We start from the raw sequence: 22,284 nt of genomic DNA, 5'->3' as shown, positions 1-22,284 counted from the left end.
TCACCACATAGTCTTGGCAGCCCGCTCAGGCCATTCGCGATCATAGGTATCGCGATCGAAGTCCTGCTTTGCAGCCTTCAGCATGTCACCAGGCGTCGGCAGGTCGTTCGCCGCGACCTGTCTCTCGGCATTCCACAGCTCCGCCCGCATGACGGCCCGCGCACACTGGAAGTATGCCTCCTCGATCGTCACCACGACGATGCTTCGCGGATGGCGTCCATCCATCTCGAAGCTTTCCAGAAGTTCGGGCGCGACCGAAACCACAGCCCGGCCGTTGATCCGCATGACACTGTCCGAGCCCGGAATGAGAAACATCAGTGCAATGCGAGGGTCCCGCACGATGTTCAAAAGCGAATCCACGCGATTATTGCCGCGCCAGTCCGGAAGCGCGAGCGTCCGGTCGTCTTCTATCCGCACCACAGCGCCGCGATCGCCGCGGGGCGAGCAATCGAGGCCCTCCGGCCCGACGGTCGCGAGCGCCACGAAGGGCGAGCGCTCGATCATCGTCCTGTAAGTCGGGGTCAAAGAGGCCGTCACCTTGGCGGTCGAGGCCTCGCCTGCCTCGCCATAGATCGCTTTCAAGTCCTCGACCGTCGTTATCACTGTCATGCCGAACTCCTCACTCCGACCGCCGAGCCTAGCGGCAGCCTCGGGTTAGGCAAGAGCAATGACGGCTCTATGACACCTTGCGGTCCCCGGCCCTCGACATGCCCTCCGCGCCGGCGAGGAAGGAGGCAACCGCGGCGATGACCTCCGGCGCGCTGACGATCCTTCGATGTCCATGGCCATTGGCCCAGAGATGGCGGATATGCGGCGACACGCCGATATAGCGCTGCGCATGGCCGACATTGACCTCTTTGTCGTCTTCGGCATGCACCACAAGCAGCGGCCGATCGATGCGTCGTGCGACCGCGACACCATCAAGATCTTCGACCTGCGCGCCGACAAGATCCATGGCCCGATTGCGCATGGCGCCGACGCTGCCACGCCCAAGCCCCACCATGGCAGCAAAACCGTTGAACACCTCGCCCATGCTGGAAGGTGAACCGATCAGCGCGATCCTGGGCGCATTTAGCGGCTGCAGTTCCGGAAACACGCGCCCTGCCGCCATCATGACGGCGGCACCACCGAAAGAGTGGCCGACGACGCCATCGAACCGCCCGAAATGGCGCTCGGCGGCAACGATGGCTTCGGCCGCAATCTTGAGGTCGAGCCGGCGGCCGCTCGACGCACCGTGCCCAGGCAGATCAAGGACCACCACTTCGGCACCCGTTTCACGCAATCCGAGCGCCATTTCGGAGAGATACTCAGCACGCGAGCCCCAGCCGTGGACCACAAGAAACCTTGGGGCAGAACCGCTCCCCGATTGCGAGCTGAGATGGTGGGCGGCGGCCATGCCGCGCGTCAGTGCCAGACGAACGGTCGAGGCCTGACGCAGCCGACTGCGTCCGGCGATGAAGACCTGCCGTGCCTTGTCGCCTTTCGGGCGGCGGCTCGGGGTTCGACAGAAAAGCTCGAAGGCAATCCGGCCGGCAACGGTCGGCGAGACCTTCTCCAGCTGCGCGAAAGCCAGGCGGGTGACCTTGAGAGGAAAGGATGGCATAGTCGGAATCCCATCATAATGTTCAATGTTGAACAATAAAGTACAAGAATGAACGAAAAGCAAGCCTTCCCCTGGGACCATCCTCGTTTTCGCAGTTGGATATCGGTGGCGCGCGCCTGCCAGCTGATGCAGCAGGCACTCGCACGCGCGCTCGCTCCGCTCGACATCAAGCCACCGCACCTCGACATCTTGGTCAATCTCTACCGGTTCGAGGGGATTTCCCAGCAGGAACTCGCCCGCAAGCTTCTGGTTGGGCGCTCCAATATGAGCATGCTGTTGCCACAGATGGAAAAGCGCGGGCTTCTCGAGCGCAGGGCCGACCAGCGGGACAAGCGGGTGCTGAGACTTTTCCTGACGGAAGAGGGCCGGAGCCTGAGCGAGAAGGCGATGCAGATCCAGACGGAACTCATCGAGCGGACACTGTCTGCAACGCCCCTCGACGACTGCCAACGCCTCGCCGAGACGATGGACCTCCTGATCCAGCGCATGCTCTCGTCCGACGTTCTGGTCGATCCTGACCTCAGCGAGGATCGCGGCTGAGTTTCTTCTCTGCCAGTTCCTGTTCGTAAGCCGCGAACTTTTCGCCGCCGCTCTCACCGAGTTCGCGCAGATAGTTCCAGGTGAAGATGCCGGTATCATGGCCGTCGTCAAAGGCGATGCGAACGGCATAATTGCCTGTCGGCACCATCTGCCGGATTGCGACATTGCGCTTGCCCGGCACGGTGACTTTCTGGCCCGGACCATGGCCCTGGACTTCTGCCGAGGGAGACAGCACGCGCAGCATCTCGGCAGGAAGCATAGCTGTGACACCGTCATTGAAGCTCACGGTCAGCAGGCGCCTGTCCTTGGACACCTTCAGTTCGGTCGGCCAGATCTCGGTCATGCAGTCCTCGCAGTGTTCCAGGCAGTTGGCGCAGACCTAGGTCGATCCCGCGCCGTTTGCAATCCGAATTGATGCAACGGGCCGGTGTCAACTTGACGCCTGCAAGGCTTGGCACCACATTGATCCAAACACCCGGGAGAGTTTTTTGGATCATAGCCCCGCCGATTGGCGCCAAGCAGAACCGCTCGTTGACCAAGCAAGCCCGATGATCGACCCCTTTGGCCGGTCGGTTACCTACTTGCGCGTCTCCGTCACCGATCGATGTGATTTCCGCTGCACCTATTGCATGGCGGAGAACATGACCTTCCTGCCGAAGAAGGATCTCCTGACACTGGAAGAGCTCGACCAACTCTGTTCCGCCTTCATCGCCAAAGGCGTGCGCAAGCTACGCCTGACAGGCGGCGAACCGCTGGTGCGCAAGAACATCATGCATCTCGTACGCGGCCTCTCCCGCCATCTCGGCAGCGGTCTGGACGAACTGACCCTCACCACCAACGGCTCGCAGCTCGCCCGCCATGCCGCAGAGCTTGCGGATTGCGGCGTTCGCCGCATCAACGTCTCCATTGACACGCTTGACCCTGCAAAATTCAAGGAAATCACACGCTGGGGCGAACTCGACAAGGTGCTTGAAGGCATTCGCGCGGCCCAGGCCGCCGGCATCGGCATCAAACTCAACGCTGTCGCTTTGAAGGATTTCAATGAACACGAGATCCCGGAGCTGCTGCGCTTCGCCCATGGCGAAGGCATGGATCTGACGCTGATCGAGACCATGCCCATGGGCGAGACCGGCGAAGACCGGACAGACCAGTATCTGCCGCTCTCCCTCGTGCGTCAGAGGCTCGAGGAACAGTTTACCCTCGACGAAATTCCCTACCGCACCGGCGGCCCCGCCCGTTATGTCGAGGTGAAGGAAACCGGCGGGCGCCTCGGCTTCATCACGCCGCTCACCCACAATTTCTGCGAAAGCTGCAACCGTGTCCGGCTGACCTGCACCGGCACGCTCTACATGTGCCTCGGTCAGGATGATGCCGCAGACCTGCGTACAGCACTGCGCGCCTCCGACGACGACGCCTATCTCTCTGCCGCAATCGACGAAGCGATTTCGCGCAAGCCCAAGGGCCACGACTTCATCATCGATCGCAACCACCGCAAACCAGCGGTGGCCCGCCACATGAGCGTCACCGGCGGCTAAGCGCCGCCGGCTTGTTCTTCACAGTTACGCCGACCGGCGATAAGCCTGTGGCGCACCGCGCTCAGTATCGGTCCGGAAGCGCGAGATCTTGTGCATCAGGATATCGACCCGCTGACGCAGGCCCTGGATCTCGGCATTGTTTTCCTCGACCATGGCGGCATTCTGCTGGGTAATCAGCTCGACATCACGCACGGCGGACGTCACCTCGCTGATGCCGGTTGACTGCTCACGGGTCGCCGCCGAAATGCGTTCCACCAGCGACTGCACCTCTTCGACCTGATCGATGATCGACTGCAGCGCGACACCGGTGTTCTCGACGAGTTCGACACCCGACTTGACCTGATTGCCACTGACGGAGATCAGCGTCTTGATCTCCTTCGCCGCATTGGCGCAGCGCTGAGCAAGGTCACGCACTTCCTGCGCGACGACAGCAAAGCCACGACCAGCCTCGCCGGCCCGAGCCGCTTCGACACCCGCATTCAATGCCAGCAGATTCGTCTGGAAGGCGATCTCGTCGATGACGCCGATGATGGTCGAGATCTTCTCAGAGGAACGGCTGATTTCAGCCATGGCCTCAACCGCCTTCTTGACCACCACGCCGGACTGGCGGGCGTGATCGCGGGCCGACTGGACGGATTGTGCGGTGCGCCCTGCCCCGTCGGCTGTCGAGCGTACGACATCGCTCAGATGCGAGAGCGCCCGTACGCTTTCCTCAAGCGCCGCCGCCTGCTGTTCGGTCCGGCGAGCAAGATCATCGGCGGAAACCGCAAGGTTCTCCGTTCCGGCATTGATGTCGACGCTCGCCGCACGAACCTCTTCGAGCGTCGCACGCAGTGCTTCGACCGCCTGGTTGTATGTCGAGGCCATGGCGACGAAATCGGCCGGCAGGTCGTCACGCATGGAGACGTTGAGCTGGCCGTTGGCAAGTGCCTCAAGCACCGAGGACAGCGCTTCGAGCGCCGACCGCTGGTCGGCCTCGACGCGGGCCCGGTCCTGGGCACGCTGCGCGCTTTCCTGCTCCGAGCGCGTGCGCGCAGCTTCAGCCTCTTCTTCCAGTCGCCGGTTTTCGAGCGCCGCATCACGGAAAACGGTGACCGACCGCACCATATCGCCGATTTCGTCGCCGCGATTGCGGCCCTCGATCGGGACAGACAGGTCGCCACTCGCCAGTCGCGACATCACGCCGGTGATCCGCTTGAGCGGCGCACGCAGTGTCTCGACAAGCATCAGACCGCCGATGATCGCAAGCAGCGTCCCGACAACCATGGTGATCACGGAAATCGTCGCCGACCGTTCGCTGTCCTCGCGGCCGATTTCCTGGGCTTGGGCGACGAAATTTCGCAGCGATTCCATGGCGGCAGAAACGGCCGCATTGGCGGCCAGTCGCTCGTTCTGCCAGCTACGCCCGGCGTCGAGCCTAGCCTGGGACATCTCCGTGATTGCCGCCAGATGCGGTGCAATCTTTTGGGGGAAGTCGCGCAGTGCACTGTTCTTGGCGCCAAGTTCAGAGATCCGGCCTGCGACAGATTGAAGAGCGTCCATTTCGCGGATGACGACGATGCGGCGGTCGTCGTCGAGCGAACCCAGCATCTGCTGCACCCGCAACTCGATGGTCGCCACTCCGAGTGCTGCGGTATCGACGAGGGCCATCAGTTCCTTCTGCTCGGCAACGAGTCTGTCGAGGCTGACGAAACGGTCGGCGGCGACATCGCTGTTCTTGGCGGCCTGCAACGTGATCTTCTGCTCGATCTCAACGAGTTCGGACAGCACAAGGCCGAGTTCCCGGGCCTTGGCATCAACCGGGTTGGATTGGGCAAGGATCGTTTCGATCTTGCCGATTGCGGCACCGACCTCGCCAACAAGGACTTTGCCCTTTTCGGAGGCGATCTCGTTCGCCTTGGCCAGATCCTTCTGCATCGGAGCGAGATAGAGTTTCGCTTCGTCGAGCTGTTCTTCCGGTGTGAAGGCCATCTGCACGCCGACACGCAATTTGCCGAGACGATCAAGCAGCGACTTGAAGGCGGAGGCGTCGAACAGCAATTCCTTGGCGAAGCGCTCCTTGCCGGCAAGATCGTCGCGGACGAAATCGACCTGCTTGACGATCTGCTGGCCCTCCGCCTGCAAGGCGGCAACGGCCGCGTTCAGGCCAGAATCCAGTTCCTCGCGCGCGGTCTTGTTGTCCCACAAGGTTGAAGTCTGAGCCCGCATCTGGACCGGCAACTGCGTCAGTGCCGACAGGTCGACGGTCTGAGCCTGCTTGGCGAGCACGCCATTCAGCACGCCGAGCCCCCTGTCCTGGCCGTCGATGGCCAAAAGAAGAGCTGCCCTGCTCTCCTCTGTCGGATCGAGGCTGAACTCCTGCAGGCCCTGCTGCAGCTTTTCCAGATCACTGATATTGCCGATCGTGGCACGCGTGACGGTCATATGCCCGTTGAGGGTGGTGGCAGTCCAATAGCCCAGGAGGCCGACACCGGCCATGAGCAGAACGAGAGGAACAACAAAAAGCAAAACTTTGGTGACGATCCTGCGACTTTGCAGGAGGCGATCAATAAAACTCATGAGACCCTCGGGAAGGCCGAAATCCCGCGAGCTCATCGCGCAGGATCGAAGGAAAGGAGCCGCCTCATGCAGTTCCATCGGCGAGCTTGTCTTCGGGAGTTTGAACAAAGGTTAACCGGCGACCGCGTTTTTGGCACTGCAGCATCGTTTCAGGGCCATAACAGCGGGAATAAGGTTTCTCGCGCGTGCTCCTTGGTCTAGAACCAGCGGGTACGCACGGGAATCGAGCATGGCATTATCCGAGAACACCCGAGGCGCCCTTCTGATGGCGATCTCGATGGCGGGCTTCACCTTCAACGACGCTCTGACGAAATCGGTAACCGCTGAACTGACCGTGGCGCAGATCATGTTCGTGCGCGGTGCATTTACCGCGGTTCTGGTCTATATCGTTGCGCGCCGCATGGGTGCGCTCGACCACATCAAGAACATCCTGCAGCCCCTGATCCTGCTGCGCATCGCCTTCGAGACGGTCGCAGCCGTCGCCTTTCTCGCAGCACTCGGCCAGGTGCCGCTGGCCAATGCCTCTGCGATCCTGCAGTCTCTGCCTTTGGCCGTGACCCTTGGCGCCGCCTTGTTCTACAAGGAGCCCGTGGGCTGGCGTCGATGGACGGCGATCGGTCTCGGCTTCATCGGCGTGCTCGTCATCATTCAGCCAGGCCCGGAGGGCTTTACGCTCGCCTCGCTCTACATCGTCTTCTGCGTGATCACCGCAGCCGGCCGTGATCTCGTCACGCGCCGGATCGATCCGAGCATCTCTTCGCTCTCGGTCACCCTTTTCACCGCAGCCTCCATCTCCTTTGCCGGCCTGCTGCTCATTCCAGCCTTTGGTGGCTGGCAACCGATGTCCGGCAGCGCGCTCGGCAAGCTCGCCTTTGCCTCGATCTTCCTGTTTGCCGGCTATCAGGCGATCATCATGGCCATGCGCACCGGCGAGATCTCCTTCATCGCGCCCTTCCGCTACACCAGCCTGCTCTGGGCGGTGCTGCTCGGCATGATCTTCTTCGGTGAAGTGCCGGATGTCTGGATGGTCGTCGGCGCTGCCATTGTCATCGGCTCCGGCCTCTACACATTCTATCGCGAGAGCAAGCGGAAGGCGGCCCTCGCCCGCCGCGCCGATCCGGCCTCCCCGGGCTGATCTCGTTTGCAGTGCAAGGACATTTGAGCGTGCAGCAGCAGTCTCGCTTTTTCGACAGGACCACGGCCCCGCATATCGTCAGTCTCGTGGCGATTGCCGGATTGTCGGCGCTGACGATGAACATCTTTCTGCCGGCGCTGCCGGCCATGGCCCTCGATTTGCGTGTCGACTACGACCGGGTGCAGGTCCTGGTCTCAGGCTATATTGCGATGACCGCGCTGGTGCAGCTGGTGATCGGCCCTCTGTCGGATCGCTATGGCCGGCGACCGGTGATGATCGGCGCATTGCTGATCCTGATCGTTTCCTCGCTGGTCTGCCTGCTGGCAAGTTCGATCGAGGTCCTGACATTCGCCCGGATGATCCAGACGGCTGTGGTCGCGGGTCTCGTTCTCTCCCGCGCCATCATCCGCGACATGGTCCCCATGGACGAAGCGGCCTCGATGATCGGTTATGTGACCATGGGCATGACGCTCATCCCGATGATCGGCCCGACGCTCGGCGGCGTGCTCAGCGACAATTTCGGCTGGCGCTCGAATTTCGCAGCCATCCTGATTGCAGCACTTGCCGTCCTGTTGCTCGTCTACCGCGATCTCGGCGAGACCAACCGCCAGAAGAGCGGCAGTTTTTCCGAGCAGTTCCGGGCCTGGCCGCGGCTTCTCGCGTCACCCCGCTTCTGGGGCTACACCATGGCCGGCACCTTCACGTCTGGCGCCTTCTTCGCCTTTCTCGGCGGTGCGCCCTTCGTCGGCGGCACACTGATGGGCCTGACGCCCAGCATGCTCGGCCTGCAATTCATGTTCATCGCAGCCGGATATATCGCCGGCAACTATCTGTCCGGACGTTTCGCTCGCCGCGCAGGCATAGACATGATGATGCTGGTCGGTGGCGTGGTCGCCCTGGTCGGCGCCGCCATTCCGATCATCTTGCTTGCCCAGGGATATGCCTCCTATCTGGCCTTCTTCGCCCCGCAGGTCGTCGTCGGCTTCGGCAACGGCCTCTCCCTGCCGAGCACCAATGCCGGCATCGTCAGCGTCCGGCCGGAACTCGCGGGCTCGGCTTCCGGGCTCGGTGGCGCGATCACCATGGGCGGCGGCGCCTTCGTCTCCTGGCTTGCATCCCGCATCCTGTCGGTCGAAACCGGCGCCATGCCCTTGCTTCTCGTCATGCTCGCCTGCTGCATCCTTGCCCTCGTCGCGGTTGCTTTCCTGCGCTTCGCGCCAGGGCAAGAAGGGTGATCCCGTGATGTACGAGTTCCAACCGCCCGCCGTCATTCTCGCTGGCGGCATGTCACGCCGAATGGGCGCAGACAAGGCGGAACTGAAACTGCGAGCGATACCGCTAGCCCTCAGGGTGGCCGAACGGTTGCAGCCGCAGGCTTCCGCAGTCTACCTCAACGCTTCTGAAGGACATCCGCTTGCAGCGCGTCTCCCGCTGATCCCGGACACGCGTCCCGACCGGCCCGGTCCTCTCGCTGGAGTGCTGGCAGGCATGAAGCGATTTACCGAATTACCTGATGCGGCGACGCATCTCCTGACCACCCCCTGCGACACGCCCTTCCTGCCCAGCGATCTGGTGATGCGCCTGGCAGAAGTCGCGAGAAGCGAAGCGATCGTGCTGGCAGCCAGCAACGGCCGCACCCATCCGATCACGGCGCTCTGGCCGGTCGCTTTGGCAGAGGATCTCGAACATTGGCTTGATGACCCGAAGCATCGGCGCGTCTTCGACTACGTCGCCCGCCACCCGGTGGAGGTTGTGGATTTCGACCCTTTCGAAGGGCCCTTTGGTCCAGTCGACCCCTTCTTTAACATCAATACGCCCGACGACCTCGCAATCGCCGAGGCCATCGTCGATCAGGGTTCAAGATGACCAAAACCCCGCGCATTTTCGGCATTGCCGGCTGGAAAAATTCCGGAAAAACCGGGCTTGCCGTGCGGCTGGTCGAGGAATTCACCCGGCGCGGCTACAAGATCTCGACCATCAAACACGCCCATCATGACTTCGACATCGACAAGGTCGGTGCCGACAGCTATCGGCACCGCGAGGCCGGCGCCCACGAGGTCGTCATCGTGTCCGGAACCCGTTATGCCATCATGCACGAGCTGCGTGGCGCTCGCGAACCGAGTTTCGAGGAAATCCTCGCCCGCATCGGCCCCTGCGACCTCGTGCTGATCGAAGGCTACAAGCGAGAGCCCGTCCCGAAGATCGAAGCGCGTCGGGAAGCATCCGCCAACCGCGAACCTCTGGCACCAACGGATCCGCACATCCGCGCGATCGCGGCTGACCACCGCATCGAGGACACCGATCTGCCGGTCTTCGACCTCGACGACACCACGGCGATTGCCGACTTCATCGCCTCGGTCACGGGGCTGCCACCGCTGTCCTGACATACCCCCACAGAAAAGGCCGCCGGATCGCTCCGGCGGCCTTCTTCGTTTCGTCAGTTGGTCGATCAATCGTTGCTCGACACACCGGCCGGGCGGACCAGCGTGGTCACGCGGCGGATCGCGACGCGGCGGTTCTGCTGTTCGGCCGCTTCCGTGCGGATCTTCAGGAAGCGCTCGCCGTAGCCCTGGACCGACATGTTTTCCGGCGGGATGCCGTAAACTTCGGTCAGTAGGTTCGCGACGGTTTCTGCACGCCGGTCGGAAAGGACGAGGTTCGAACGATCCGAACCGACGGCGTCCGTATGGCCTTCGATCAGGAAGACTTCGCCCGGATCCTTTTCGAGCAGCTGCTCAATCGCCTGGGCAACCTTGCGCAGTGTACGAGCCTGTTCCAGCGGCACCTCGGCAGAACCCGACGGGAAGGTAATCGTATCGAGGTCGATACGACGAACCTTGTCGCGGATACGCGCCGACGACTTCACTTCGTCGATCGAATAGACGCGCTCGACACGCTCGACCGGCGGCTGGCCGAGGAACTCATAGTAGTCCCGGTCCGGCGAACGCGTTGTGCTGACGATGTAGTCGCTGACCGGAATGGTCAGACGCATCGGCGGCAAGGACAGACCGACGTCGACATACATGGTCGGACGTTCTCTGTCGGCTTCCGGCGAATACATCAGTACATATTCCCGACCACGCGGAGAAATGCGCGAACGGATGATGATGTCACCGTAACGGTTGTAGACCGTCACCAGCTTGCTGCCGTCGGCACGCTCGATGGTCTCACGCGTGCGGCCACGCGGGAGCTGCTCGTAATAGGTCTCCTCGGCATCGTAGCGCAGACGTTCGCGGTCGTCGCCACGAACAACGATCCGGTCGCCGACATTGATGACCGTGCGGTTATCGATCTGCTCGATGACCCGGACCTCTGTGACCTGATTGACCACGTTGTTCTGCACGATCGTGTTGTTGGTGACGTTATTGGTGACATTGTTGGTCACCGTGCTGTTCGACACGTTGTTGACGACGGTTGTCGGCACTTCGAAGGTCGGCGCAGCATCAAGCGTCGTGCCCTGCTCGGCAATCGTCGCCTGCATCGTCTCCTGATCGGCGGCGGTCGTCTCGACCTGAGCCTCAGCATCGGTTTCCGGCGGCGGCGCCACATCTTCCAGGGCACGCAATTCGTTGCGCTGCTCACGCACACCCTCGCCGCCCGTGTTGTCGGCATCCTTGTCGCTGTCGAGGACGGCTGCACCGTTTTCAACCGGCAGAACGACCGTCTCGGACGTCTGGGACGGATCCTCGGCGATGGCTTCCTTCTCTTCGGTCGTGCGGGTGTCGGTGATCTCCTGCACCGGCTGATCGGCCGGCGGCTCTACGGCAGGAACGAGCACTTGCTCGCCTTCCGGCTGGCCTTCCGCTGGTACGTCCTCACCGGTTGCCTGCTCTTCCACGGGCTGCTGGTCGGCCGGCTGTTCAGCCTGATTGGCAGGCACTTCGCCTTCGGTCGCCGGCTGTTCGCCTGCAGCGTCCTGACCGGGGCGCAGCTCTTCTTCGGCGGCAGGAGCCTGCTCGTCGGACTGTTGGGGAGCTGCCTCTTCCTCGGTCGGCTGCTGCTCTTCGGCTGGCTGTTCTTGAGCGGGCTGCGGCTCCTCGGTCGGCTCAGTTGCGGGAGCCGGGCATTCAGCTTCTGAGGCTGCCTGCGAACCATCGGCACAGGTCACGACCTGCGGTTCCTCGACAGGTTGCGCTTCTTCAGCCTGCTGCTGGGCTTCGGCCTCTGCGGCAGCCTGAGCTTCTGCTTCGGCCTGACGCTGAGCTTCCGCTTCTGCAGCGGCCTGAGCTTCTGCTTCTGCTGATGCTGCCTGAGCCTCTGCATCGGCGGCGGCCTGAGCTTCCGCTTCGGCCTGACGCTGGGCTTCTGCCTCGGCGGCGGCCTGAGCTTCCGCTTCGGCCTGACGCTGTGCCTCCGCCTCGGCGGCTGCCTGGGCTTCGGCTTCGGCCTGACGCTGAGCTTCTGCTTCGGCGGCGGCCTGCGCTTCGGCAGCGGCCTGAGCCTCGGCTTCAGCCTGACGCTGAGCTTCCGCCTCAGCGGCTGCCTGGGCTTCTGCCTCAGCCTGACGCTGCGCCTCCGCCTCGGCGGCAGCCTGAGCTTCCGCTTCGGCCTGGCGGCGTGCTTCTTCCTCAGCCGCCGCCTGGGCATCGCGGGCAGCGCACGTCTCAGCATCAGGCGCTTCCGAGCCATCCGTGCAGGTGACTGCCTGGGCCAGCTGGATCAGCTGTTCTTCAGCCTGTCGCGTCTGCGTCTGGCGTTCTGGATGTCCGGTGACAGACGCCGCGACAGGCTTCGCCAGTACCGCGACAGACAGGACCGGGATTGCCACTGTGTTGAGCAATCTCTTGTTGAACATACCTTGCGTTTCCTTCCCTACGCACGGGCCGGTGACAGTGTCATCCGGGTCCGTGCTGTTGAATGCGTGCTCGATTGTGCGAACCGAAGCTGCTGCCAAACTAGATTTCTCATAATTAACCGTGGCTGAACGAGTTGGAGCGGCTTTTGCTCCACCAGACAACACCGGGCTGAACAAAAAAATGTCTTCCGTGGCCCCTGGTGGAATTAAGGGGGCAAATTTTGTCGATCACGCGGTTTGTAGTTGATTTCGGCTGGGAAACCAGACGAATATTGGGCCCAAGTGTGGTCGACCATACCACACGATCACGGACAGCCGCCTCAAAACAACAAACGGCGTCCACCCAACAGAGAGGATCTCATGCGTATTCCGACACGTTTTCTGGCCGCAGCATCGATCGCTGCCCTTTCGCTCTTTGCCGGTTCGGCCATGGCGCAGGAAAAGCTGATCATCGGCACCGAAGGCGCCTATCCGCCCTTCAACAACCTTGAAGCCGACGGCTCGCTGTCTGGTTTCGACATCGACATCGCCAAGGCGCTTTGCGAGGAGATGAAGGTCACCTGCGAATTCGTCACCCAGGATTGGGACGGCATTATTCCAGCCCTTCAGGCCAAGAAGTTCGACGCCATCATCGCATCCATGTCGATCACCCCGGAACGTCTGGAGAAGGTCGACTTCTCCAAGAAGTACTACAACACTCCGCCGGCCGTTGCCGTGCCGAAGGATTCGACCATCACCGACGTAGCCGGCCTCGCTGGCAAGACGATCGGCGCCCAGTCTTCGACCACGCATGCCAACTATGCGGAAAAGCATATGGCGGACAGCGAACTGAAGCTCTACCCGACCGCTGACGAATACAAGCTCGACCTCGAAGGCGGCCGCGTTGACGCCGTCGTCGACGATATCGTCGTTCTCTCGGAATGGCTGAAGACCGAAGCCGGCGCCTGCTGCAAGATCCTGACGCCGCTTCCGGTTGATGTCGAAATCAACGGCGATGGCGCTGGTATCGCCGTCCGCAAGGGCGAGACAGAGCTGGCCGACAAGTTCACCGCAGCGATCGCCGGCATCCGTGCCAATGGCAAGTACGAAGAAATCAACAAGAAGTATTTCGATTTCGACGTTTACGGCGAGTGATCCCGGGATAGACCGATAAAACCAAGTGGCGGAAGTCGAACACTTCCGCCATTTTGCATTTGAACTGCAACGACATGAAAAAGGCGGGAAAAACCGCCAAGGGGGAATGGCATGGGCGGATTGTCTTCCGCGCTCGGCTCGATCTGGGACTGGATCAATTATACGTTCGATCCGCTCTGTGGTCCCGTTGGGCTCTTCCGGCTGTTGGCGACCGATACGCTTGTCGGCTGCGGCGACACCGGCTGGGGCGACGAGATTGCCTTCGGCGTCAAGGTGACGATCTCGCTGGCACTTGCGACCCTGCCCGTCGGTCTTGCCCTCGGCTTCCTGATTGCACTGGCGCGCCAATCGGGTGAATGGAGCCTGCGGGCTGCGACCGGGGTCTACACGACCATCTTTCGCGGGCTGCCCGAACTCCTGACACTCTTCATCGTCTATTTCGGCTTCCAGATTCTCGTCCAGTCCGTCCTGACCTGGCTCGGAATCGACCAACGCGTCGAGATCAATGCCTTCGTGGCCGGCATGATCGCCCTCTCCGTCGTCTTCTCGTCCTATGCCTCGGAAGTTCTGCTGTCGGCGTTCCAGGCCATCCCGCGCGGTCAGTACGAGGCCGGTAGCGCGGTCGGCCTGTCGAGGCGCAAGACCATGTGGCTGATCATCGTGCCCCAGTTGATCCGCATCGCCCTACCGGGCCTCAGCAATCTCTGGCTGGTGCTCCTGAAGGATACGGCGCTCGTCTCGGTCATCGGCCTTGCCGATATCGTGCGGCAGACGGGTGTTGCGGCGCGCGTGACCAAGGAAGCCTTCATGTTCTACGGGATTGCCTGCCTTCTCTATCTCGTGCTTGCCACAGTCTCCTCGATCGGCCTGAACGCCATCGCACGCTGGGCAAACCGCGCGGAGGCGAGCCGATGACCCACGCATTGGAGATGATCCCTGCCCGCCCGGCGCCACCGGTGAAGGCAAGCCGCATCAACCTGGCCCGCGTCGCCGGCTATGGAATCCTCACTCTCTGGGCTGTTCTCGGGCTCGCACTTGTCTGGTACCTCGCATCGAGCTGGGATCCGGCAAAGATCGAGCGCTATGGCTGGCGGTACCTGGACGGTCTCGCCACCACCCTGATGCTGACCTTCGGGTCGATCACCCTCGGCGCGCTCCTTTCCCTTCCCGTCACCTTCGCCCGCATGGCGCGGAACCCGATCCTGAACACGGTCGCCTATGCCTATGTCTATGTCTTCCGCAGCACGCCGATGCTGTTGCAGATCTTCCTGATCTATTATGGCCTCGGCTCATTCCGTCCGCAGATCGAAGCGATCGGCCTCTGGTGGTTCTTCCGCGAGGCCTGGTATTGCGCGCTGTTTGCCATGACGCTGAACACGGCAGCCTATCAGGCGGAAATCCTGCGCGGTGCTATCCAAAGCGTACCGCGTGGTCAGACGGAAGGCGCCAAGTCTCTTGGCCTGCCCACGTCGATTACCTTCTGGAAGATCATCCTGCCGCAGGCCCTGATCGTCGCCCTTCGCCCCTATGGCAACGAGATCATCTTCATGATCAAGGGCTCGGCCGTCGTCGCAGTCGTCACCGTTCTCGATCTCATGGGCCAGACCCGTTATGCCTTCTCGCGCACCTTCGACTACCAGACCTATCTCTGGGCGGCGATCTTCTATCTCGCCATCGTCGAGGCGCTGCGCCACGCATGGGGTGCGATCGAGGCGCGCCTGACCCGTCACCTGAAACGCTGACCATCGGTTGGCGACCCCGTCTTGGGTCGCCAACCGCCTTTATTAGCACTTCCTTCACCAACAGATGTTTCCATCATGTCAGGGCCCGCGTCGGTCGCGGCCCCGGTCGGTCGCGGAAGCGATGACACCGCCCGCGTCGATCCGTCTTCCACGAGAACACGGGGAATGTCGGCACATGAACAGCGAAATGGAACTGATGCTGAAGGGTTACGGGCTGACAACCGCCCAGATCCTCTACCGCCTGCCCGATCATCCTTCCCTGCTGCAGACCTATATCTGGCAGCATTACGATCTGGCTCCGGACTTTCCGGAGATGCGCGGCTTCCTGCGCTTCTGGCAGGACAAGATCGAAGGCCCGCTCCACTCGGTGACCTATGTGCACAAGAGGATGATCGCGGCCAGCGAATGGCGTTCTCTGAAGGGCGAGTTCATTCTGCACTGAGATCAGACATGCACCTCGCCATGGGCAATTTCCCCATCTTTCGGCTCCCGGTATAGGATGGCGAGGAGCAGCGCGATATAGATGGCGCCGACCAGCGCCAGCACGATGCCGCCATGCAGCGGTCCAAGATGGGCGTTCTGGACGATTTGGGACAGGCTGCTGACGAACTCGGCGGGCGCCTCGTTCTGTTGCAGCTTCGGGCTGGAGATTTTAAGCGCCCAGGCGAGAAGCAGAATGAGATACATCCAGATGTAGTTTCGCCGGATACGGCGGAAGAGTGCTTCGCGGTACGCCATCAGGAAGACGGGCCGTCGAAGGCTGGCCGCGATCGCCGCCGCCCAATCGGGTTTCAATTCGGCCTGCGGGCAGAGCGCCTGGGAGAAATAGTGCCGCTCGAGCTGGCGGACCCGCGCCCGGTAGACATCGAAGAAGCGATAGCGGCGCGCCTCGATAAAGAGGAAGACCGAGACCAGAAGCATGGCGAACAGCACCACGCCATGATGCGACGACGGCGTTGACAGCGAAACGGACAAAAGGCCCGCCACGACCGTCATAGACCAGTTCGTCGTTCGGTCTATCCGGTCGCGCCAGCTCGTCATGCGACCGATCTCGCCCCGATAATAGTGGATGATCATGTTGGCCTTCTCGGCCGAACTCGCCGGCAAGGCCGGTGCGAGGCGCGCGGGCTCTGCGCTCTCCAGCGGCAGGATGCCGGACTTATCCTCAGACGTTTGTTCCATGCTTAGCTCCCTGATCAGGAAACACCAAGAGCCCCCGCAGTGTTCCGTTTGCATTGCCAAGCTCGGCCTGACCCGTTAGACGACCGGCAAAGGCCCGATGAGCGGCCGCGATAACAGGAGCCTTACATGGCCAAGATCGACGAAGAAGCCCTGGCAGAAGCCTATAACCGCGCACTCACCCTTGAGAAGGCAGGCGATATCGACGCAGCTGTCAAGGCCTATGAGGAAGTGCTGGCGATCGACCCCGATGACCACGGCGGCGCATCGGTCCGTATTGCTGCACTTGGCCGCGGCGAAGCCCCGCCCAAAGCACCCGACGCCTATGTCGAGACGCTCTTCGACCAGCACGCCGATGCCTTCGAGGACATTCTCGTCGAACAGCTCGGCTACACCGTGCCGATGATGGTCCGCCAGCGCCTGCAGTCGCTCGGTCTCGGCCCGTTCAAGCGCCTTCTCGACCTCGGCTGTGGCACAGGCCTGACCGGCGGCGCGCTGCGCGACGTGGTGGACGACATGACCGGGATCGACATTTCCGAAAAGATGGTCGAGATCGCCCATGAAAAGGATCTCTACGAGACCCTCTATGTGGCCGAACTCGAGGATTTCCTCGAGGACAATGACGACGAACCCTTCGACCTCGTGACCGCAACCGACGTGCTGCCCTATCTCGGCGCCCTCGAACCGCTTTTCTTTGGCGCTGCCGAGAACATGAGCGACGGCGGGATCTTCGTCTTCTCGTCCGAAACGATGCCGGACGACATCATGGCCGGGAGGCCCTTCATGGTCGGCCCGCACCAGCGCTTCGTACATTCCGAGACCTATGTGCGTGAACGACTGGCCGCGACAGGCTTCGAAGTGGTCGAGATCACCGACATCAACGTACGCATGCAGGACGGCAACCCGTCGCCAGGGCATCTGGTCGTCGCGAAAAAGACCACAACCTAAACCCAAGGATGTATTTTCCACCCAGGGCTGCATACGATTAGTAGCCAAGAAGCGCCCGATCCCTAGGCTTCCCCTGACAAAAAGGGGGAAGTCATGCAAACAGAAGTTGCCACTGCGCTTGGCGGGAGCGGGCCCGTCATCTGGACGCTTATCTTAGCGTTTGTAATCTCTCTGGTGACCGTCTTCGCCTTGATCTTCGGGCGATACGAGATCAGGTTGAGGCGTCTGCGCCTCATCCGGGACTACGTCAAAACCTTTCCGGTCGTCGATCAGGCTGAGGATGCGACGAGCCCCTCCTTCGAGTTTGTCCGGACCAAATATGCCGCCGATGTGAGAGGCAATGGCGAGAACGGTGACGCGAGTGCGCATCACACAGGACGATCTCCGGAAGACATCATCACCGAGATCAACGAGACGATCTCACAGACACGGTTTTTCCTCAATCGCGGTGACATGAGACTGCTCGTCGCGGCCCTTCCCTATTCGCTGGTCGTCTTTGCCGGGTTCACGCTAACCCTCTCAGGCTTTGGATGTCTTGCACCGACCGGGGACTGCCCAAGCATTCCGACCTTCAACCTCCTGACCGTCGGAGGAATGAATGTTGCGGCAGATACCGCCGCAACCGACCTCAGGCAGCTCGCCGAAAACGTCCTGACTGTCGCAGCGATTACATTTGTCGGCGCCTACCTGTCCTCTCTGCGCTATCTCATCCAGGCGCTCGCGGTCTTCGATCTGAACGGCTACACGATGATCCGACAGGCGGCGATGATCGTGATCTCGGTGCTTGCCTCGGCCGCACTCTATCGAGCCTTGCCGGATCTCAGTGCGGTCCAGGAGGTGATCAGCATCGAGAGAACCGCGCCCGTCACCGAGCTGTCCTCTCTCTGGATCTTGCTTGGCTTGGCCTTCGGCCTGCTGCCCGGCAGCGTGCTCCAGTTCATCCTCGTCAAGGTGGGGAGCCAGATCAACTGGATCAAGCAATCCGACAACCGCTTCATCGAGTGGACAAGGGTCGTGCCGCTCGACGCGATCGACGGCATCGACTTCTTCACGCGCTTCCGGTTGGAAGAATGCGGAATCTCCGATGTGCAGTCGCTCGCCACCTACAATCCGATCATGCTGCACATCGAAACACCCTTCGGCATCTACCAGACGGTTGACTGGATAGCCCAGGCCCAACTGTGCTGCGTCGTCGGTCTCGATCGTTTTCTGCTGTTGCGCCAGTTCAACGTCCGCACGATCTTCGACCTGGAACGGGCCCTGAAACAGAACCGTAACAGCGACACCTCAACGGAAGAAAAGGCAATCGATGCCTTTGACCGCATCTATGCAGCAGTTCTTCTGGCCCCGACCGGGCCGATGAAGCACGTTCAGGAAACGAGTACGGCAAAATTCCTGATTCCCGGTGCAGACGGGCAGATCAAGGAAGTCGATGCGCGGGAATTCAGCATCTGGGCACTGACGACCATCAGTGAAACGCCGGAGATGTCCTCGCGCGCCATCGAGCATCTGATGGACTGGATCGGCGACGACCTCCATGTTCGCCGTCTACGGCGATTGTGGAACGAGATCTCAAGCCGTCTGGGCAAGATGAGCCTTGAACTGACCCCGGACGATGAGATCCGTCGGAAAGCGGCTGCCCCCGACACTGCCCAATAACAGTAGAAGGCCTTTCAAGGCCACGGAGCTTCGACTATGCATGTCTCATACCGCAAGGCAGGAGAGACGAAATGGCAAAGGTCGCATTCATCGGTTTGGGCGTGATGGGTTTTCCCATGGCAGGACACCTGAAGGTCAAGGGTGGCCACGAGGTAAAGGTCTATAACCGCACGACGGCCAAGGCCGAGGACTGGGTGGCGAAGTTCGGTGGCAGCCATGGCTTGACCCCGGCTGAGGCCGCAGAGGGCGCAGAGTTCATTTTCACCTGCGTTGGCAATGACGACGACCTGCGTTCGGTCACGACGGGCGAAAACGGCGTGATTGCCGCCATGAAGCGGGGCGCGATCCTGATCGACAACACCACGGCCTCCGCCGAGGTCGCACGCGAACTCGCCGAAGCCACCGCGGCCAAAGGCTGCGGCTTCATCGACGCCCCGGTTTCGGGCGGCCAGGCAGGTGCTGAAAACGGTGTGCTCACCGTGATGTGCGGCGGCGAACCGGACACCTTCGAGGCCGCCAAGCCGATCATCGACTCCTTTGCCCGCATGGTCGGCCTGATGGGCCCCGCCGGCGCTGGCCAGTTGACCAAGATGGTCAACCAGATCTGCATTGCAGGCCTCGTCCAGGGCCTGGCCGAGGGCGTGCATTTCGGCAAGAAGGCCGGGCTCGACATCGAAAAGGTGATAGAGGTCATCTCCAAGGGGGCTGCCGGCTCCTGGCAGATGGAAAACCGCCACAAGACCATGAACCAGGGCAAATACGAATTCGGTTTTGCCGTCGACTGGATGCGCAAGGACCTCGACATCGTGCTCTCGGAAGCGCGCCGCAACGGTGCGAACCTGCCGGTCACGGCGCTCGTCGATCAATTCTACGGCGAGGTGCAGAAACTCGGCGGCAACCGCTGGGACACATCTTCCCTGCTGGCCCGGCTCGAAACAAAATGATCGGCCCCTCCTCCACCGCAGCCGAGATCATCGCATACTTGCGCTCGATGCGGTCGGAGGAGAACATAGCCGGCTTGGCGCGCTACGGGATTGTCACCGAGGATGCCCTTGGCATCGGCAATCCCGCTTTGCGGCAGATGGCCAAGGTGATCGGCCCGAATCAGGCGCGCGCGAAAGACCTCTGGGCATCCGGCATACGAGAAGCGCGCCTGCTGGCGATCTGGACTTTCGTTCCGACGCTGCTGTCATCGGACGACATCCGGCGGCTCGCCGACGAATTCAACTCGTGGGAAATCGTCGACGCGGCGGCCGACCTGCTGACCGGGACGCCCGGCTGGCGCAAACTGGTTGAAGACTTCGCCGCCGACGACCGGGAGTTCATCCGCAGAAGCGCCTTCGCCATGATCGCGGGCGCGACTGTTCACAACCGGAATGAGCCGGACGCGACGTTCCTCGAATGGCTGCCATTGATTGAGCGGCACGCCACCGATCCCCGCAACTTCGTCAAGAAGGCTGTGAACTGGGCCTTGCGCAACACGGGCAAGCGCAGCCGCGCCTGCCACACGGGTGCGGTCCTTCTGGCTGAAAAACTGGCGGGAAAGAGCGATGCCACAGCCCGCTGGATCGGCAAGGATGCCTTGCGGGAAATGCGCGACCCCAAGCGGATCGCGAAGCTCAGGTAATCGCCAGCGCGGTCTATTCTTCGCCGGCTTTATTATTGTCGAGCACCATGTAGTCGAGCGGCAGCTCGGTCGTGTATTTGATCCGCTCCATGGCAAAGGCCGAAGACACGTCGCGGATCTCGATCTTGGCGATCATCCGCTTGTAGAAGGCATCATAGGCCGCGATGTCAGGCACGACGACGCGCAGCAGATAATCGACATCGCCGCTCATGCGGTAGAACTCGACCACTTCCGGAAACTCGGACACGACCTCGGAGAACCGCTTCAGCCACTCGATCGAGTGACTGGACGTGCGGATCGAGACGAACACCGTCACCTTGGTGTTGACCTTGGCGGGATCGAGCAATGCCACGCGCCGACGGATGACACCGTCCTCTTCCATCTTCTGGATGCGGCGCCAGCAAGGCGTCGTGGACAACCCGACCTTTTTGGCGAGATCGGCAACGGCCAGCGTCGAATCTTCCTGAAGAATACGGAGAATTTTGCGATCGAGGCGGTCCATGGCAAACCCTATAAAAACTGATTTTTCTTGATATAGCCGATTTGATAAAAATTATGGAAAATCATTTCAAGCTATCAACAAGGAAACCTCTCGTCGCAGCACCGGCAGCACCTCGGCCTCGAACCAGGGGTGACGTTTCAGCCAGGCCGTGTTTCGCCAGCTCGGATGGGGAAGGGGCAAGACGCGTGGCCCCTCGCGATTGGCGAGAAGGAAGTCCCGCCAATGGGTCACCGTCTCGGTCATGGTCTTGCGGCGCAGCCGTCCAAGATGCCAGGCCTGCGCATATTGCCCGATGGCGAGAATGAGCTCGACCTGCGGCATGGCATCCATCACCGTCTGTCGCCAATGCGGCGCACATTCCCGGCGCGGCGGCAGATCGTGTCCGTTCTCGTCATAGCCGGGAAAACAGAAGCCCATCGGCGCAATCGCCAGCTTGCTGCGATCATAGAAGGTGTCGCGATCAATGCCCAACCATTGGCGCAGGCGGTCACCGGAGGCGTCGTTGAAGGGGATGCCCGTCTCATGCACCCGAAGCCCTGGCGCCTGCCCGGCAATCAGCACCCTTGCCGTCGCCGAAAGCCAGGCGACCGGTCGAGGCTCATGCGGCATGCGCCGCTCGGGGCCACCGGCCGGACAATCGCGACAGACGCGACAGCGGGCGATCGCGCTCGACAAGGCGTCGATCGTCGGCGGCACGTCATCGCGGGGCATGCTCGGCAGCGAAGGATTGTCAGCGGCCATTCTCTCTTTCGTCCTCAAAACCAATTCGTCAGCCATCGCGGCAGTAACGCCTCGACCCAACCCGTGAGTTCCGCTTCCTCGATCTGTCGTTGTCGTCGCCAGTCAGCCGGGCGCTCGAAATTGCCCCGCCAGATCCCCTCGCCCGCCCGCCGAGCCTCTGCCTCGCTCGCAAGGTAACGTCCATCGGCAACGACAGACCCGGTCCGCACGAGTATCTCCCCGAGATCGTCGAGGCCCCGCTTGCAGACCACGAGCAACCGGCCGTAACGATCACGGCGTGTACCTGTGCATTCGAAGCTACGCCCGGACACGAGCGCGATCAGGGCACGGCGCGCCTCCTCGCCGCAGGCATAGGGTGCCCCATCCGCCGCCTTGCAAACCTGAGAAAGTTCGGGCGCATCGATCCCTTCGATCCGCAGCCGTTCGCCGTCTGCGCTCAGCGTGTCGCCATCGATCACCGAGAACGAGCCGGAAAAGCGCAGCGCCTGTTCGTTCTCGAGCTTGGCGATGACAAGCAATGCGAGCGCCAGGATGGCGAGCCCTAGAACCAGGTCGCGCAGGCGCCGAACGTGTCTCGTCACATTT

The 22,284-nt window shown here is 61.7% G+C and carries 23 protein-coding genes; 14 read left to right on the top strand and 9 right to left on the bottom strand.

From position 1 onward, the window contains the following. Both SJY08_RS06200 and SJY08_RS06195 read right to left on the bottom strand, forming a co-directional pair. Complete coding sequence (locus tag SJY08_RS06200; RefSeq protein ID WP_377275028.1) at positions 1 to 609, bottom strand: pyridoxamine 5'-phosphate oxidase family protein; 609 nt, start codon at positions 607 to 609, stop codon at positions 1 to 3. Between the two features lie 67 nt (positions 610 to 676). Next, complete coding sequence (locus SJY08_RS06195) at positions 677 to 1,603, bottom strand: alpha/beta hydrolase (protein ID WP_377275027.1); 927 nt, start codon at positions 1,601 to 1,603, stop codon at positions 677 to 679. 48 nt (positions 1,604 to 1,651) lie between these two features. Here SJY08_RS06195 and SJY08_RS06190 point away from each other — a divergent pair, with 48 nt between their 5' ends. Continuing rightward, entirely contained in the window at positions 1,652 to 2,143 is a 492-nt protein-coding gene (locus SJY08_RS06190) for a MarR family winged helix-turn-helix transcriptional regulator (protein ID WP_054151039.1), read from the top strand. Here the strand turns inward: SJY08_RS06190 and SJY08_RS06185 are convergent. Continuing rightward, positions 2,124 to 2,486 carry a gamma-butyrobetaine hydroxylase-like domain-containing protein gene (locus SJY08_RS06185; RefSeq protein WP_377275026.1) on the bottom strand — a complete coding sequence of 121 codons (363 nt, stop codon included), beginning with the start codon at positions 2,484 to 2,486 and terminating at the stop codon, positions 2,124 to 2,126. The genes SJY08_RS06190 and SJY08_RS06185 overlap by 20 nt on opposite strands. A gap of 205 nt (positions 2,487 to 2,691) precedes the next feature. Here SJY08_RS06185 and moaA point away from each other — a divergent pair, with 205 nt between their 5' ends. Continuing rightward, a complete protein-coding gene (moaA, locus tag SJY08_RS06180; protein WP_377275025.1) occupies positions 2,692 to 3,678 on the top strand; it encodes a GTP 3',8-cyclase MoaA in 987 nt (328 codons plus the stop codon). Positions 3,679 to 3,702: 24 nt separating this feature from the next. Here the strand turns inward: moaA and SJY08_RS06175 are convergent, their stop codons facing one another. Then, a complete protein-coding gene (locus SJY08_RS06175) occupies positions 3,703 to 6,237 on the bottom strand; it encodes a methyl-accepting chemotaxis protein (protein WP_377275024.1) in 2,535 nt (844 codons plus the stop codon). Positions 6,238 to 6,466: 229 nt separating this feature from the next. Here SJY08_RS06175 and SJY08_RS06170 point away from each other — a divergent pair, with 229 nt between their 5' ends. Genes SJY08_RS06170 through mobB form a run of 4 tightly spaced genes read left to right on the top strand, consistent with a single transcriptional unit; the run spans position 6,467 to position 9,756 of the window. Next, the gene (locus SJY08_RS06170; RefSeq protein WP_069041201.1) at positions 6,467 to 7,372 is read left to right on the top strand and encodes a DMT family transporter; all 906 of its coding nucleotides are present in this window, start codon (positions 6,467 to 6,469) and stop codon (positions 7,370 to 7,372) included. Positions 7,373 to 7,401: 29 nt separating this feature from the next. Further along, entirely contained in the window at positions 7,402 to 8,607 is a 1,206-nt protein-coding gene (locus SJY08_RS06165) for a multidrug effflux MFS transporter (protein ID WP_377275023.1), read from the top strand. 7 nt (positions 8,608 to 8,614) lie between these two features. After that, complete coding sequence (gene mobA, locus SJY08_RS06160) at positions 8,615 to 9,238, top strand: molybdenum cofactor guanylyltransferase MobA (protein ID WP_377275022.1); 624 nt, start codon at positions 8,615 to 8,617, stop codon at positions 9,236 to 9,238. Next, positions 9,235 to 9,756, top strand: coding sequence for a molybdopterin-guanine dinucleotide biosynthesis protein B (gene mobB, locus SJY08_RS06155; RefSeq protein ID WP_377275021.1), 522 nt, complete (start codon positions 9,235 to 9,237; stop codon positions 9,754 to 9,756). Before mobA ends, mobB begins: the two co-directional genes overlap by 4 nt. A gap of 65 nt (positions 9,757 to 9,821) precedes the next feature. On the opposite strand, the gene SJY08_RS06150 is transcribed toward mobB, so the two are convergent. Next, on the bottom strand, positions 9,822 to 12,167 hold the full coding sequence (locus SJY08_RS06150) for an OmpA family protein (protein WP_377275020.1): 2,346 nt from the start codon (positions 12,165 to 12,167) through the stop codon (positions 9,822 to 9,824). 360 nt (positions 12,168 to 12,527) lie between these two features. Between SJY08_RS06150 and SJY08_RS06145 the strand changes: the two genes are divergently transcribed. The 4 genes from SJY08_RS06145 (at position 12,528) to SJY08_RS06130 (ending at position 15,485) form a co-directional block, all read left to right on the top strand. Beyond that, positions 12,528 to 13,301 (top strand): ABC transporter substrate-binding protein, encoded by a 774-nt coding sequence (locus SJY08_RS06145; RefSeq protein ID WP_054151046.1) that lies wholly within the window; start codon positions 12,528 to 12,530, stop codon positions 13,299 to 13,301. Positions 13,302 to 13,412: 111 nt separating this feature from the next. Beyond that, complete coding sequence (locus tag SJY08_RS06140) at positions 13,413 to 14,216, top strand: ABC transporter permease (protein ID WP_054151047.1); 804 nt, start codon at positions 13,413 to 13,415, stop codon at positions 14,214 to 14,216. Next, positions 14,213 to 15,043 carry an ABC transporter permease gene (locus SJY08_RS06135; protein ID WP_153762348.1) on the top strand — a complete coding sequence of 277 codons (831 nt, stop codon included), beginning with the start codon at positions 14,213 to 14,215 and terminating at the stop codon, positions 15,041 to 15,043. Before SJY08_RS06140 ends, SJY08_RS06135 begins: the two co-directional genes overlap by 4 nt. Positions 15,044 to 15,218: 175 nt before the next feature. Then, on the top strand, positions 15,219 to 15,485 hold the full coding sequence (locus tag SJY08_RS06130) for an usg protein (RefSeq protein WP_054151049.1): 267 nt from the start codon (positions 15,219 to 15,221) through the stop codon (positions 15,483 to 15,485). A 2-nt stretch (positions 15,486 to 15,487) separates the two neighbouring features. Here the strand turns inward: SJY08_RS06130 and SJY08_RS06125 are convergent, their stop codons facing one another. Further along, positions 15,488 to 16,225 (bottom strand): DUF2270 domain-containing protein, encoded by a 738-nt coding sequence (locus SJY08_RS06125; protein ID WP_054151050.1) that lies wholly within the window; start codon positions 16,223 to 16,225, stop codon positions 15,488 to 15,490. Between the two features lie 126 nt (positions 16,226 to 16,351). Between SJY08_RS06125 and SJY08_RS06120 the strand changes: the two genes are divergently transcribed. From SJY08_RS06120 to SJY08_RS06105, 4 genes are all read left to right on the top strand, one after another. Then, entirely contained in the window at positions 16,352 to 17,170 is an 819-nt protein-coding gene (locus SJY08_RS06120; protein WP_153762349.1) for a class I SAM-dependent methyltransferase, read from the top strand. A gap of 93 nt (positions 17,171 to 17,263) precedes the next feature. Then, a complete protein-coding gene (locus tag SJY08_RS06115; protein WP_377275019.1) occupies positions 17,264 to 18,829 on the top strand; it encodes a hypothetical protein in 1,566 nt (521 codons plus the stop codon). Between the two features lie 71 nt (positions 18,830 to 18,900). Beyond that, a complete protein-coding gene (locus SJY08_RS06110; protein WP_377275018.1) occupies positions 18,901 to 19,773 on the top strand; it encodes an NAD(P)-dependent oxidoreductase in 873 nt (290 codons plus the stop codon). Further along, on the top strand, positions 19,770 to 20,456 hold the full coding sequence (locus SJY08_RS06105; protein ID WP_377275017.1) for a DNA alkylation repair protein: 687 nt from the start codon (positions 19,770 to 19,772) through the stop codon (positions 20,454 to 20,456). Before SJY08_RS06110 ends, SJY08_RS06105 begins: the two co-directional genes overlap by 4 nt. Positions 20,457 to 20,469: 13 nt before the next feature. Here the strand turns inward: SJY08_RS06105 and SJY08_RS06100 are convergent, their stop codons facing one another. The 3 genes from SJY08_RS06100 to SJY08_RS06090 form a co-directional block, all read right to left on the bottom strand. Beyond that, on the bottom strand, positions 20,470 to 20,958 hold the full coding sequence (locus SJY08_RS06100; protein ID WP_054151055.1) for an Lrp/AsnC family transcriptional regulator: 489 nt from the start codon (positions 20,956 to 20,958) through the stop codon (positions 20,470 to 20,472). A 66-nt stretch (positions 20,959 to 21,024) separates the two neighbouring features. Further along, positions 21,025 to 21,699, bottom strand: coding sequence for a uracil-DNA glycosylase family protein (locus SJY08_RS06095; protein WP_377275016.1), 675 nt, complete (start codon positions 21,697 to 21,699; stop codon positions 21,025 to 21,027). A gap of 14 nt (positions 21,700 to 21,713) precedes the next feature. Next, positions 21,714 to 22,280 carry a thermonuclease family protein gene (locus tag SJY08_RS06090; protein ID WP_377275015.1) on the bottom strand — a complete coding sequence of 189 codons (567 nt, stop codon included), beginning with the start codon at positions 22,278 to 22,280 and terminating at the stop codon, positions 21,714 to 21,716. Positions 22,281 to 22,284: the final 4 nt, after the last annotated feature.

Source organism: Rhizobium sp. R86522 (assembly GCF_042466255.1).
Classification (GTDB): Bacteria; Pseudomonadota; Alphaproteobacteria; order Rhizobiales; family Rhizobiaceae; genus Allorhizobium.
The sequence above is the reverse complement of the archived record's forward strand: the minus strand, read 5'-3'. Positions and strand labels throughout refer to the sequence as shown.

Excerpts from the sequence above, each read along its gene's own strand:
- SJY08_RS06200 (WP_377275028.1), bottom strand. The coding sequence starts at position 609 with ATGACAGTGATAACGACGGTCGAGGACTTGAAAGCGATCTATGGCGAG.
- SJY08_RS06195 (WP_377275027.1), bottom strand. The coding sequence starts at position 1,603 with ATGCCATCCTTTCCTCTCAAGGTCACCCGCCTGGCTTTCGCGCAGCTG.
- SJY08_RS06190 (WP_054151039.1), top strand. The coding sequence starts at position 1,652 with ATGAACGAAAAGCAAGCCTTCCCCTGGGACCATCCTCGTTTTCGCAGT.
- SJY08_RS06185 (WP_377275026.1), bottom strand. The coding sequence starts at position 2,486 with ATGACCGAGATCTGGCCGACCGAACTGAAGGTGTCCAAGGACAGGCGC.
- moaA (WP_377275025.1), top strand. The coding sequence starts at position 2,692 with ATGATCGACCCCTTTGGCCGGTCGGTTACCTACTTGCGCGTCTCCGTC.
- SJY08_RS06175 (WP_377275024.1), bottom strand. The coding sequence starts at position 6,237 with ATGAGTTTTATTGATCGCCTCCTGCAAAGTCGCAGGATCGTCACCAAA.
- SJY08_RS06170 (WP_069041201.1), top strand. The coding sequence starts at position 6,467 with ATGGCATTATCCGAGAACACCCGAGGCGCCCTTCTGATGGCGATCTCG.
- mobA (WP_377275022.1), top strand. The coding sequence starts at position 8,615 with ATGTACGAGTTCCAACCGCCCGCCGTCATTCTCGCTGGCGGCATGTCA.
- mobB (WP_377275021.1), top strand. The coding sequence starts at position 9,235 with ATGACCAAAACCCCGCGCATTTTCGGCATTGCCGGCTGGAAAAATTCC.
- SJY08_RS06150 (WP_377275020.1), bottom strand. The coding sequence starts at position 12,167 with ATGTTCAACAAGAGATTGCTCAACACAGTGGCAATCCCGGTCCTGTCT.
- SJY08_RS06145 (WP_054151046.1), top strand. The coding sequence starts at position 12,528 with ATGCGTATTCCGACACGTTTTCTGGCCGCAGCATCGATCGCTGCCCTT.
- SJY08_RS06140 (WP_054151047.1), top strand. The coding sequence starts at position 13,413 with ATGGGCGGATTGTCTTCCGCGCTCGGCTCGATCTGGGACTGGATCAAT.
- SJY08_RS06135 (WP_153762348.1), top strand. The coding sequence starts at position 14,213 with ATGACCCACGCATTGGAGATGATCCCTGCCCGCCCGGCGCCACCGGTG.
- SJY08_RS06130 (WP_054151049.1), top strand. The coding sequence starts at position 15,219 with ATGAACAGCGAAATGGAACTGATGCTGAAGGGTTACGGGCTGACAACC.
- SJY08_RS06125 (WP_054151050.1), bottom strand. The coding sequence starts at position 16,225 with ATGGAACAAACGTCTGAGGATAAGTCCGGCATCCTGCCGCTGGAGAGC.
- SJY08_RS06120 (WP_153762349.1), top strand. The coding sequence starts at position 16,352 with ATGGCCAAGATCGACGAAGAAGCCCTGGCAGAAGCCTATAACCGCGCA.
- SJY08_RS06115 (WP_377275019.1), top strand. The coding sequence starts at position 17,264 with ATGCAAACAGAAGTTGCCACTGCGCTTGGCGGGAGCGGGCCCGTCATC.
- SJY08_RS06110 (WP_377275018.1), top strand. The coding sequence starts at position 18,901 with ATGGCAAAGGTCGCATTCATCGGTTTGGGCGTGATGGGTTTTCCCATG.
- SJY08_RS06105 (WP_377275017.1), top strand. The coding sequence starts at position 19,770 with ATGATCGGCCCCTCCTCCACCGCAGCCGAGATCATCGCATACTTGCGC.
- SJY08_RS06100 (WP_054151055.1), bottom strand. The coding sequence starts at position 20,958 with ATGGACCGCCTCGATCGCAAAATTCTCCGTATTCTTCAGGAAGATTCG.
- SJY08_RS06095 (WP_377275016.1), bottom strand. The coding sequence starts at position 21,699 with ATGGCCGCTGACAATCCTTCGCTGCCGAGCATGCCCCGCGATGACGTG.